The organism is Planktomarina temperata RCA23, assembly GCF_000738435.1.
Lineage (GTDB): Bacteria > Pseudomonadota > Alphaproteobacteria > Rhodobacterales > Rhodobacteraceae > Planktomarina > Planktomarina temperata.
Map to the genome: position 1 here is coordinate 757,410 of NZ_CP003984.1, position 12,288 is coordinate 769,697.

At 51.8% G+C, this 12,288-nt stretch carries 12 protein-coding genes; all 12 read right to left on the bottom strand.

The annotated features are described in order from the left end of the window. Window positions 1-25: 25 nt before the first annotated feature. Window positions 26-1,096 carry an EpsG family protein gene (locus RCA23_RS03630; RefSeq protein WP_044049147.1) on the bottom strand — a complete coding sequence of 357 codons (1,071 nt, stop codon included), beginning with the start codon at window positions 1,094-1,096 and terminating at the stop codon, window positions 26-28. Beyond that, entirely contained in the window at window positions 1,096-2,175 is a 1,080-nt protein-coding gene (locus RCA23_RS03635) for a glycosyltransferase family 4 protein (RefSeq protein WP_044049148.1), read from the bottom strand. Before RCA23_RS03635 ends, RCA23_RS03630 begins: the two co-directional genes overlap by 1 nt. Window positions 2,176-2,495: 320 nt before the next feature. Next, window positions 2,496-3,662: a glycosyltransferase gene (locus RCA23_RS03640; protein ID WP_044049149.1), complete on the bottom strand. Its 1,167-nt coding sequence runs from the start codon at window positions 3,660-3,662 to the stop codon at window positions 2,496-2,498. A 358-nt stretch (window positions 3,663-4,020) separates the two neighbouring features. Beyond that, window positions 4,021-5,070 (bottom strand): glycosyltransferase family protein, encoded by a 1,050-nt coding sequence (locus RCA23_RS16390; protein ID WP_169701320.1) that lies wholly within the window; start codon window positions 5,068-5,070, stop codon window positions 4,021-4,023. Window positions 5,071-5,082: 12 nt separating this feature from the next. After that, entirely contained in the window at window positions 5,083-6,600 is a 1,518-nt protein-coding gene (locus RCA23_RS03650; protein WP_044049151.1) for an O-antigen translocase, read from the bottom strand. A gap of 5 nt (window positions 6,601-6,605) precedes the next feature. Further along, window positions 6,606-7,700, bottom strand: a complete 1,095-nt coding sequence (locus RCA23_RS03655; protein WP_044049152.1) for a DegT/DnrJ/EryC1/StrS family aminotransferase — start codon at window positions 7,698-7,700, stop codon at window positions 6,606-6,608. Then, window positions 7,697-8,458: a WxcM-like domain-containing protein gene (locus RCA23_RS16645; RefSeq protein WP_201770474.1), complete on the bottom strand. Its 762-nt coding sequence runs from the start codon at window positions 8,456-8,458 to the stop codon at window positions 7,697-7,699. Before RCA23_RS16645 ends, RCA23_RS03655 begins: the two co-directional genes overlap by 4 nt. Then, window positions 8,451-8,690, bottom strand: a complete 240-nt coding sequence (locus RCA23_RS03665) for a WxcM-like domain-containing protein (RefSeq protein ID WP_081870880.1) — start codon at window positions 8,688-8,690, stop codon at window positions 8,451-8,453. Before RCA23_RS03665 ends, RCA23_RS16645 begins: the two co-directional genes overlap by 8 nt. A gap of 3 nt (window positions 8,691-8,693) precedes the next feature. Then, entirely contained in the window at window positions 8,694-9,233 is a 540-nt protein-coding gene (locus tag RCA23_RS03670; RefSeq protein WP_236631388.1) for a GNAT family N-acetyltransferase, read from the bottom strand. Window positions 9,234-9,238: 5 nt separating this feature from the next. Then, the gene (tviB, locus tag RCA23_RS03675; protein WP_044049153.1) at window positions 9,239-10,504 is read right to left on the bottom strand and encodes a Vi polysaccharide biosynthesis UDP-N-acetylglucosamine C-6 dehydrogenase TviB; all 1,266 of its coding nucleotides are present in this window, start codon (window positions 10,502-10,504) and stop codon (window positions 9,239-9,241) included. Next, the gene (locus tag RCA23_RS03680) at window positions 10,497-11,228 is read right to left on the bottom strand and encodes a class I SAM-dependent methyltransferase (protein ID WP_044049154.1); all 732 of its coding nucleotides are present in this window, start codon (window positions 11,226-11,228) and stop codon (window positions 10,497-10,499) included. The genes tviB and RCA23_RS03680 overlap by 8 nt, the downstream gene beginning before the upstream one ends. Beyond that, window positions 11,225-12,238: an NAD-dependent epimerase/dehydratase family protein gene (locus RCA23_RS03685; RefSeq protein WP_044051250.1), complete on the bottom strand. Its 1,014-nt coding sequence runs from the start codon at window positions 12,236-12,238 to the stop codon at window positions 11,225-11,227. The genes RCA23_RS03680 and RCA23_RS03685 overlap by 4 nt, the downstream gene beginning before the upstream one ends. Window positions 12,239-12,288 lie beyond the last annotated feature (50 nt).

The window sequence follows — 12,288 nt, forward strand, 5'->3', positions numbered from 1 at the left end:
CTTTTGCTGTTGCAACGGATGGATATTAGAACTGAAAGGGGCCGCCACCTGGAAAGCCAAAAATCCAGCTTTGATAGGGAATGTAGCATTGCTTAAAATGCCACGAAAGCTGCGACCAAACTGCGAAGACCAGCGCCAGTCCGAGATACGGCAAAGTGGCGTGGAGCCTAGCATTAGTCTGGATCGGTAAAATTGGAATTCGCGCAAAGATCATCGCTTGGATGGGGATCAGATAGTAACCTAACCTGTCGCCGATCACTGTGGAAACCGGAATGAGAAGAAATGCCAGCGCCATCCCAATCGCGCCAATGCTCGTAAGGCTGTAATCTTTTGGACATGTCTGTAGCCATTTTTTGCGCAGAAACAAAAAGAAATGCATGGCTGACAAGCCGAGTACTCCAACACGAAATATTGCGCCCGCGGCGTCAGTACCGGTTCCGATGTATCGGCTTGTTGCAACTTCTGCCGCTTCTCCTGATGCAAGGGCAAACGCGCCTGGGATTGCAAGGAATGCGGCAAGCAGCAAGCGGTTCCGTGTGTACCTCCCTGTTGCCACAGGCAGAAGCAACATGAAAATCAGTACGCTAATATGGAAGCCTGCAGCCAACACTACCCAAAACGCAAACCACAAAGGACGCCGATCGATGAATGCCACGAAGGCAATACACAAAAGCCCGATTGCCGCACCTTGGCGGATACCAGACATTGGCATGTTGATAATCAGAATGGGAAACAGCAGCACCAAGAACCCCAATGGATCAGGCTGCCGCTGAGCGAGAACATGGACACCCAGAAAGAAAACTGTACTGGAGGCGATGTTGGCAACGGGGTAGGATAAACCCATGCTCTTGATCCAGCCAAGTATTGCCCACCAGATCGGTTCGCGAATTTTGGTAACAGATGACCAATCGAAGTCAGCGGCACCCAGATACTGATAATAATATCCACTCCAATCACATCCGACTTGGTAGCGAAATGCTGAGAACACAAAGAGCAAAGCCAGCACAATAAAATAAAGCTGATTACGCGCGGTCCCTTGCCCTGCAAGCGCGAAGCGCAGGAGAAATAGAAAACTGGTCAGCCCAAGGTAAAGCATCAGACTTTCTGGCCCTCATCTGCGACCTGGCGCAACATCTGAGCCACGCGCGGCCCCCAGACTTGCAAAGAATAACTGTCTTCCACTTTTTTGCGCCCGGCAGCTCCCATGCGACGGCGGAGATCGGCATCCGATAGAAGGGTCTCGACGGCCGAGCGCCACTCTTCATTAGTTTCGGCGAGAAAGCCGTTCACGCCATGTTCAACGATCTCACAGTTGACGCCTACTGGCGATGCCACAACTGGCAACCCGCACGCCATGTATTGGATCAACTTGTAACCGCATTTGCCGCGCGTCCAAGGCGTTTCAGGCAGTGGCATGACGCCAATATCCATATTTTGGATCAGCGAAACTTCGGTGTCTTCCGTCCAAGGTAGGATTTCTAGTGACCCAACGGTTTCAGGCTGCATGGCTGCGCCGACCGCGCGGAATAGCGCCTGATTTTGCTTAAGCAAGGGTTCCAAAACGGTGTGAATGGGATGAGCTAATTCTTTCCACGTGTGCGGGGTTCCTATCCAGCCGATGCGAGTTGTATCACTGCTTTTTTTGGCTGGGTGAACGTCATAGGCTTCTAGGTCTACAACGGTGGGTATTGTCTCAACGCGTTTTGCACCGGAACGCCACGCATGGTCGGCAAGATATTGATTTCCTACCATCACGAGATTTGAGGCTGCCATTACCCCTTCAATTTTACGGCCGAGCGCCACCCGGACCGCTACTCGCTGGTGTTGGTCATAACGATGAAAGATGGCGTCGTCATAATCGCTGACGATTGGAACCCCACGTGGTAGCAGTGCGCGTTCGATGAGCCAAGGGATCCAGGGCAAAGCCTCTTTCTCGAGCCAGATCAAATCTGGCGCCGGGTGGCGCCGCATGTGCCTAACGCGTCGAAGCATATATCCCATCGTTGAACCGGGCGCTCCCTTTCTCGAATAAAGTGCTTCTAGGTACGCATCATCGAAAAAGGGGGCGACCTGAACGTGCAGACCTTCTCGTGTCAGTGCATGCAGATACTGCATGGAGCGCAACCGGCTGGACGCACCCAAACGAGTGTACCGTGATAAAAGTAGGATATTCATGCGTACTCCACGGCAGCGCTAACATCAAACATCAAAACCAGCCATGAAATCCGCCCATGGCTGAGCCCCATACCGCCCTCGGCCGTGGGTACGTGATCGTTGGTGGCCGATGGACAGGTGGGTGGAAATTTTTTTGGTAACTTGACCAACGAAATCACCTTTCAGTGAGGAGCGTATAAGGTTAGTTAGATGGAACACCCTGCTTCTTTCTTTTTTAAAAATGAGCCAAAAGCCCTCACTACACCTTTCAGTAACTGCTGTTAATGAGCTCAAGTTTTCAGATATGGTATCGCACTATAAAGATAAAATGTGAGAGAGGTTCATGCCGTATTCTGTTCTAACGCGGCCAAATAGCTATCAACCGACGCCTGAAGAGAAAAATGAGCCAAGCCTATTGCATGTGATCGCTTACTAATTGCTATCTGTTGAGAAATTACATTGTCTCGTACCCAGGGCCAAACTTCGGAAAGGTCTTCGTTTAACGGAAGCATAACGCCTGCCTCAATCAAGGGCTCAACCGGGCCAACGCCTGCTGTTCCTATTATCGGCAGACCCGCCAACAGGTATTCTCCAAGCTTGATTGGTAAAACGAATTGCATCGAAAAGGCTCGCTGAAACAGCGCTAGCGCAAGATCGCATTGTATTAAGGCGGCTGGCATTTCCTCTGGAGGCAATCGCGAAACTTGGATCCAGTGTCGTTCGGTGACCCCAGATCGATCAAGGGCGACGTCAAGGTTGGTTTTGTCACTAGTGAAGATACAAAACACCAAGTTGGGTATATGTGCACGCAAGCCTTTGGCCACTTCTATCATTTGGTCGATGTAGTACTTTCCACCAAGCGAGCCCGCATAACAAAGTCGGAACTCGTTATCGGTCCGCTGTGGCCAGTCACGAAGGTAGGGTGTTGGGTCACGACCGTTACCGACAACATAAAACTTTGCTCTGTCAGCACCTGAACGATCAACCAGTAATTCGATGGCGCTAGGCGTTCGGACCAGGACCTGATCGGCGACTTTAGCGGTGCGGGCCTCGACCGCCCGCAAGATCCGGTAAGTGGCGCTTTTCGGAGAAAGCCCTCCGAAATCCACACGTTCATCTGCGGCAAAACCATCCGCATCAAAGACCAATTTCAATCCCCTGCGAGAGCCCATCGCCAGCACTGCTAATGCGGGCATCAGGCTTCTTGGCATTAACGTATCAATATTCCAATTTCTTATTGCATTCCAGATGTGACTGCGTCCCAAAATGGCAGAAGAAAGAGGCCCTGCACTCCCTACTTTTCGCCAAATAAGTGCGGATTGGTAGGGTATACCAGCAGCCTCACAGATTGCTTTAGTACGCAAAACAGCCTCTGTGTTGGCCCAAGTGAACTGCAAGACATGAAAATGATGCCCATGTTCAGCAAGGCCCTTGAAGATGGAGCAAAACAGCCCTTCAAGATAGCTACTTTGTGGACCGTCCCAAGTGATGAATAGGATACGGGTCATGAATGTTTTCCTGATACAAGGCCGTGAAAGTTTGCTTTTGCGCCGTGTCAATGCGATATTGATGGGCGTTGCGTACGCATCTCCCTTATCAACGCCCAAACCGCAGTAAATGGCGGGATCTTTGACTGTATATTTAATAAATGCACAGTAAATTCAGCTGCAATCAGTTCATCTGCGACACCACCACTTGCGATCGCGCAAAACTGATGTTCAAAGTGTGAAATGTGAGAGTTGAGTGCCAATATTTTTTATGCGTGTTTTAACGCCACCAAAACCTAGTGTGGGAGTTATGTTTATAACAGTATCAATTTTTGGTTGGCGCATCATTCACCCTCATATGAAAGTAGCTGTCGCAGCACTATCGCCCGCTCTGCATTACGTAGGCTTCAAGATATTTGCGAGCAACTTTCTTATGGTCATGATGCTGTTCCGCAAATAAACGTGATTTTTCACCCAGTTCACGTATTGAGCTTCTGTTTAGAAGAAGCTCCTCTAGTTGTCTTTCAAGATATTTAGGATCTGGAGTAATATTGATAACTGGACAATCTTGGTAGTGATTGTAAACTTTTGTTATATTTTCATTCCCAGAAAGAACGACTTTACCTTTTGCTAAACCTAAAGCCGCACTCATCCCGTAGCTCATACCATTTGTCTGATCGACAATTATGTCCACGCTATTTGTTAGTTCGTCATACTCTTGATGTGGTAGCCCACCTGCTATGATAAATTCAGCCACATCATGAAATTTTGAGGAAAGACGGTCAAAGACGTCCTTTATCATTTTGGATCCCTTAAAATCATTTCTTGGGTTTAGCCTGTTAAGTGGATGAAAAATTCGTATCCTTCGATTTTGGGCCAGTTTCGACTGCGTGTGATTTAAAACGTCGATGGGAAATGGTATTACTTTATGTGGATTCCGGCCATCTCTTTTCATGCAGAATTCATATTCATAACAGACTGGTATTATGGCACGCGTTTGCTTGAGTAAATAATCTAAATCTGAATATTGGCGTTCGTTTTCATACCAATCATGTGGAGGGTAGTATGGTAAGTCTCGAACATGCTTTCGATAGACTGCGTCTGATCCTGCTGCAATGTAAAATAGATCAGCGCCTGATTGCTGCATTTGGTCGACGAGAATACGGTTTAACGGTCGAAAAAAAGGGGTAGGTGAAATACATTGAATTACGTCAAAATTACTTAGGTGTCGTACCAGCCGTAGTTGGCAAATTGTCTTACTGATAGATCCACGAGCGAAGCCATTTAAATTTCCGAGCGCAATATCAGTTCCATACTGTTTCCATCCATCTCCAAATGTAGCGATTTTTGCTTCAACGCCAATCGCTGTGAGACCTTTTTTGAGTTCAGTGTGTACTCCACTCATTTCGTGTAGCAGAAGAACTTTCATTTAGTGCTTTCGTTATCTGGTTTCGTTTTTGTGTACTATTGGCCAGCCAATGACTTCGTAGATGCGGGTGAGGCGCGCGGTGAGGCGTCCCCCGGGGCCCGTTTTAATTAGTATGACCCGAAGGCTGAATAGACCCGTCGCCGCAGCAAGAAGCGGTGATGCCACGGCCGCCGCAAAGGGGGCAATCAGTGCCAGTACCAGCAGCGCAACACCAAGGCTCGTATGCAGACCCAGCAGGCCGAGAGAGAGTGTCTGCCAGCGGAAACCGTGAATGTTGCGCGCCAGCACATAGACGATGGTCAGATAGACAAGGTAACCCAGCACGAAGGCATAGGCCGTCACCTCCAAACCGACGTGAGGCAGAAAGATGAGGACCATGCTGAGAAAGACGATGTTAAAGCTCAGCTCCATGAGAAAAAACGTCTTGCCACGCGCTGCGGCGATGATGGAAAATGCCAGGGCCCAACTTGCGAGCTTGAAGACATTACCAACCATTTGCCACTGCAGAAGCGAAACCGCTGGCTCAAATGCACTGGAATAAAGAAGGGTGATCACCCAAGGTGCCAGACCTATAAGAAGCAACAAGACCGGACCGCCGATGGCGAGGCCCAGCTGGGCCTGGTCATTCATGAGCCGGACCGCTGCAACCTTGTCGTGGATGACCTCGGTCAGGCGAGGGTAGTAGTCTGCCCCCATCGCACCAAGCAGAAAGCCCACATAAGTCATGGTAATGCCCCAGGCTGCTGCGAAATACCCTGCGGCATCGAGCCCCAGCTCCTTAGAGATGAGGCCGCGCACAAGCAACAGCGTCGCCGCCGTCGCCAGCCCGCCGAGCATGAAGGCAGCACCGAGCTTGGCCATGGGTTTCCAGACTTCCCACAACTCGACAAGCGACAGGCGTGCAGCGATGGGTTTGGGCAGGTGACGTGTGTAGTGCAGGGCAATTAAAACTACAGCCAGTGGCTGCACGAGGATAAACCAAATGAGGCCGCGCTCACCTTGAAGCCAGACAGCTGCAAGGCCCACGAGGGTCCCGACGAAGGCGCCAATCACCGTCACACGCCCCAGATCACCAATCTTCCGCAGTCCTTGCAAGAGAGTCGTTTGTGCGGAAGCGAGCAGGCCAATGAGGATAGCAATCCCAATCAATCCGACCTCTGTCGCCCGTAGAACGTCACCAAAAAGCCAGATCGCGATGCGCTCGTGCAGGAGCCAGACGGCGATCATCGCCAATGTCCCTTGTATAAGGTGCGCAGCAAAGAGGACGCGACGCACGCGACTGAGCGTTGCCTCGTCACCACGCGAGGACGCGATTTCTCGAACGCCGCTGGATTCCATGCCGAGGCCTGTGGTTTGTGTGACCATCCCCCGCAGGCTAGTGTAAATGCTGAGTAGGCCAACGCCGCTGGGCCCAAGCAAAACGGCCAGCACTTTCATCCTGACAATGGAAATCAGGATGTTGACCACCTGTGCCGACCCAATGACCAACATCGATTTGATCAGGCTGCGGGAGCTCGACAGATCAGACATGCTGATCAAGCATTCTTGAGCGCATTAACAATATCTTGCACGCGGTCTAAACCCAGCTGCGGACCGATAGGCAGGCTGAGTACTTCGCTGGCCAAGTCGAGGGCCAGAGGTAGTGCCTCTGGTATGATTTCCATGTCAGCATAAGCCTTCTGCATATGCGGTGGGATTGGATAATGGATCAGCGTGCTGATGCCAGCTTCTGACAGACGACCCTGCAGCCTATCACGATCAGGCGTGCGCACCACGTAGAGGTGCCAAGCCGGCTCTGCCCAATCAGGTACATGGGGCAAAATGAGGCCACTTTCCGCCAAACCCAATGTATAGTCCGAGGCCAAAGCACGGCGACGTTCAGTCCACTCATCTAGAACCCTCAACTTAACCCGTAAGACCGCAGCTTGGATGGGATCGAGGCGTGAGTTCACGCCAGGCTCTTTGTTTACGTACTTCTGGCGGGAACCATAATTGCGCAAAAGGGCAACACGCTCTGCCAATGCGGAGTCATTCGTTGTTATGGCACCTGCATCGCCGAGCGCCCCGAGGTTTTTGCCCGGATAGAAGCTCCAGCAAACAATATCGCCATGCGCTCCGATGCGCTTTCCCTTATATTGCGCGCCGTGGGCCTGCGCAGCATCCTCGATCACCCGTAGCCCGTGACGTTGTGCGATGTCGAGGATCGGATCCATGTCGGCGGGTTGGCCATAAAGATGCACTGGCAACAACACCTTGGTCTGTGGCGTAATCGCTGCGGCGATACGCTTAGTGTTAATGTTGTGGGTTGTTGGATTAGGTTCGATTGGCACTGGCTTAGCGCCAACTGCGGAAACCGCTAGCCAAGTTGCGATATATGTGTTGGAGGGCACGATCACCTCATCGCCCGGCCCTACATTCAGCGCGCGCAAAGCCAAAACTAGAGCATCAAGACCGTTAGCGAGCCCCACCGCGTGTTTCGCGTGGCAATACGCCGCCCACTCAGTTTCGAACGCCTCGACTTCTGGGCCAAGGATGTACCAGCCACTTTCGAGGACGCGCGAAAGTGCTGTGTCAATTTCTGGCTTGAGTTCACGGTATGCAGCCCCGAGATCAAGAAAGGGAATTTTCATTTCTTGCGCCTTCCCAGTTCGGCAAGGAATTCGTCATAAGTGCGCAAATAATCTTCAGCCTCGTAGGGACGCGAAGCTAAAACAAGCAGCACTGCATCAGGGCTGTAAAGATACTGTGTGCCCCAGATCATCGCTGGCATGAATATCCCCATGTCTGGGCGATCCAATATGACTTCACAGCGCTGTTGCCCGTCATCCAGAAGTACTCGACACGACCCATGCAGGCATATCATAAATTGTTGACATTGCTTATGGGCATGCTCCCCGCGCAGTTCTACTGTAGGCACGTCGAACACGGCGAAGTAGCGTTCAGGCACGAATGGCACCTCCGTCGGCACTTCGCCCACGGTCAATGTACCGCGAGCGTCGGCGATGCGCCGCATTAGATACAACTCGCAGTCGCTAACATCCAGCGGGACACGCGTCGGTCGGTCCAAGTGCTTGTGGCAGTGAATGTCGATTAGTTTTGGATCGGGTCGCATGTCCGAATTGGCTCCACTACGGTATCCTACAATCTGCGCAGGATTGCCTTCGACAATGGCATTGGCGGGCACGGACCGCAGGACGACGGCACCAGCGCGGACCCAGGCACCCTGGCCAATTGTCACGCCCTCACCAATGATGCATGCCGCATCTAGTCGTACATGATCGCGCACAAAGATTCCGTCACCGGCCAAAACGACTCGTGGATCGATGGTGGCGGTTTTGGCAATGTTAGCATTCACTGGCAGGAGACTTCCACGAGTTTGATCAGGCATCACGGTTCTCACGAAAACTGCCAGACAGTGCGAATACAACTTGTTCCAGATCTCTATGGGCATGACCACCGCGTTCGGCGTCGACGGGGACATTATAGAGATAGTAGACCCGCGCGATATAGAAGGGGATATGATTGCCACCTTCGACAAAAGTCAGATCGCCGCGTGAGTCCTGGATCTGTGGCAGGTCAATGATCTGAACGTTGCCTTTAGCTGTAAATTCTTCATTCATCGATCAATTATCGCTCAGTTTCTTGAGGTAATGCGTTTGGTCCGCTGCGAACTGACTTTGTTCGTAGTTGAAATAGACGTTAAGTTCATCCGAAGCGATTTCACGGGCGCCGAGCCTCCGATGAAACGCCAGGGTATGAGAGTTATCATTGCGCACTTCGAAAACGGCGTGATCACATCCCAACCCATCAAAACCAACCTCATAAATCAAAATGGCGCTTTCCAGCGCCGCCTTACGCGGTTTGTTTTCGTCCAAGATCCAGCTGCCCCACGTAAAGCTCTCCGCCTCGATATCGTAAAGTCGGACAAGTCCGCAGCGCGTGCCATCTTTCCGCTCGATCACGTAGTAGAATTCCTGCCCCTGGGCCTCCCGGGACCTGTAGCCCTCAATCCAGGTCCGCTGATCATCAACCGTCCCGGTTACTGTCGACAGGTGGGTGTTGTATGCTGGATTGTTCCGCAGGCTGTGAACATAGGCCGCGTCCTCAGGCTGTATCAGACGTAGTGTCAGGCTAGGCCCTTCAACCCGGGCAATTGACGACAAGTCCCTCACAGCCGCAAATCGCTTTCTTCGCGCCCAAAAACACTCTTCAAGTCACAGAACACGTGACCAGGGCTACCATAGCCGCGCAGTGCGGCTGCGCCTGCCTCTCGATAACTGTCATGCGCCACGGCTAGGATCACGCCGTCATATGCCGCGGGTTCTGGGGTCGTGACCAATGCCAGCCCGTACTCCTGCTGCACATCTGCTGCATCGACCCATGGGTCATGCACGTCCACGTGCACACCATACTCGCGCAGTTCCGCAATCACATCGATCACGCGGGTGTTGCGCAGATCGGGGCAGTTTTCCTTGAACGTCAGCCCGAGGATCAACACCCTCGCGCCATCCACCTGAAGACGGCGTTTCAGCATGGCCTTGACCAACTGACTGGCCACATACGCGCCCATCCCGTCATTGATACGCCGCCCGGCCAAGATGATCTGCGGGTGATAGCCTATCGCCTCGGCCTTGTGGGTCAGGTAATACGGGTCCACCCCGATGCAGTGCCCGCCGACCAGCCCAGGCTGGAACGGCAGGAAATTCCATTTTGTGCCTGCCGCTTTCAGAACCGCATTGGTGTCGATCCCCATCCTGTTGAAGATCATCGCTAGTTCATTCACGAGCGCAATGTTTAGGTCGCGTTGAGTGTTTTCGATCACCTTGGCGGCCTCTGCAATGCCAATACTCTCGGCTTTGTAGGTGCCGGCGGTGATGATGCTGCCATAGAGTTGATCGACTTCTTCTGCGATCTCGGGTGTGGAGCCAGACGTCACCTTGCAAATGTCGGGCAGGCGGTGCGCCTTGTCGCCGGGGTTGATCCGCTCGGGTGAGTACCCTGCAAAGAAGTCGACGTTGAAGGTAAGGCCGGACGCACGCTCCAGAACTGGCACGCAGTCTTCTTCGGTCGCGCCTGGGTAGACCGTACTTTCATAAATGACGATGTCGCCATGCTTCAATACGCACCCCAGCATTTCTGAGGCTTTGAGCAAGGGGGTCAGGTCGGGGCGCTTGTGTGCATTTATCGGGGTCGGCACGGTCACGATGTAGATTGAGGCAGCAGCCAGATCAGCGGGGTCGCTGGTGAATGCAAGCTGATCGGCTGTAGCCAATTCGTCATTGGCGACCTCCAGCGTCGCGTCATGCCCCAAACGCAGTGCATCAATCCGGCTTGCATTGATATCAAAACCAATTACCGACCGGTTCTTACCGAACTCTACCGCAAGCGGCAGGCCTACGTAGCCGAGGCCGATCACGGCGATGTTTTTACCCATCTAATTCCACCGATGTTATGCGGGATCGAGCGTGAATTGCTACGGTTAGGTTTAAGACTGGTGGAAGCCATTGAAATGGAATCCCTTTAACAGAAATTAATTCAAACCTATGATCAATTTGATCTACCAATCGGCTGTAATCAAATCCTTTGTGCTCGCGTCGAGCAACGCGTTCCATCCGTCCAATGGAAGCATAAAAGAGTTCAGCCAGGGAATAAGGATCGCTCCTACTTCCTATAATACGCTTAACCAATTTCTTCACTAAGAGTACTGGGCCTTTTTCGTTTGGAACGGTAATTATTAAATCGCCATTTAAAACCCGTGACACTTCGTCCAAGTAAGCATCTAATTGATCTGGATCGATATGTTCAAAAGTTTCGAGAGAGGCAAACGCGGAAAAGCTATCACTTTCAAAAGTCAACAGATTTTCCGGGCTAAGTGACTCAATGAAAACCTTTGATGAATCATCGATATAGTTTTTTTTTGCGAGATCGAGACCACCCTCCACATTGGCATCTATACCGACATAATGATCTGGCTGCGGTATGTGCTGCAGAAGCCGACCGTCAAAACATCCCAGCTCTAAGAATTGCTCAACATTTATTTTCCTTCTTTTAATCAGATCGGCAACAAAATCGAATCTGGCCATATGGTAAAAGCGACGAATTCTTCCCGTGTTGAAAAGTCTAGAGTTATAATCGGCAATGTTTCTTTTCTGGGTCATTTTTTCACTCCGTGATAGTCGAGATACCAATCCACAAATTTCGCAATGCCGTGGCGGAAATCTGTCTGTGGCTGATACCCCGTCAAGGTTTTCAAGAGATCCGCATTCGCCCATGTTGCAGGCACGTCGCCTGTCTGCATGCCCATGTAATTCCGCTCAGCCTTCTGCCTGAGACAGTCCTCGATTGCGTCGATAAAATCCAACAGTCGCACCTTGTCGGAATTGCCGATATTCACGACCCGGTAAGGGGCGACGGGTGACAGGCTGTCTCCCTCGGGCACCACGCCATCCTTCGGGCGTACGGGCGCCACATCAATCAAGAGACCTATCGCGCGCACCAGATCGTCGACATAGGTAAAGTCGCGATGCATGTCGCCGTTGTTGTATATGTCGATTGGGCGCCCATTGAGGATCGCATCCACAAATTTGTAGAGCGCTAGATCTGGACGTCCCCAAGGACCGTAAACGGTAAAAAACCGAAACATTGTGGTCGGCAGATCGTAAAGATGGGCATAGGCATGGCCCATGCTCTCGTTTGCCTTCTTGGTTGCAGCGTAGATTGTCAGCTGCGTGTCTGCCTTTTCGGTCTCGATGAATGGCATTTCGGTGTTCGCGCCATAAACCGATGAGGTCGAGGCCATCAGCAGGTGCTGCACATTCAGGCGGCGCGCTGCTTCCATAACGTTTAAAGTGCCGATGACATTGGCGTCGAGATAAGCGCGTGGGTTTTCGAGGCTGTAGCGCACACCGGCCTGTGCCGCGAGGTGGATGATTACATCAGGCTCAAATTCATCGGCGACACGTTCGAACAGCGCCCTATCTTCCAGCATCCCTTCGGTTGCGGCGAAGTTAGGGTTCTGCAGCAGCATCTGATGCCGCCGCTTCTTGAGGGCGACATCATAGTAATCGGTTATCCCGTCAAAGCCGTAGACGACGATCCCTTCTGCCAGTAGCAGCTTGGTAAGATGGAATCCGATGAACCCGGCCGTCCCAGTGATCAAGACACGCATTTTTGAGGCGCCTTTAGCCATTTATAGAAATCTCATTTTCGATTTTTGGG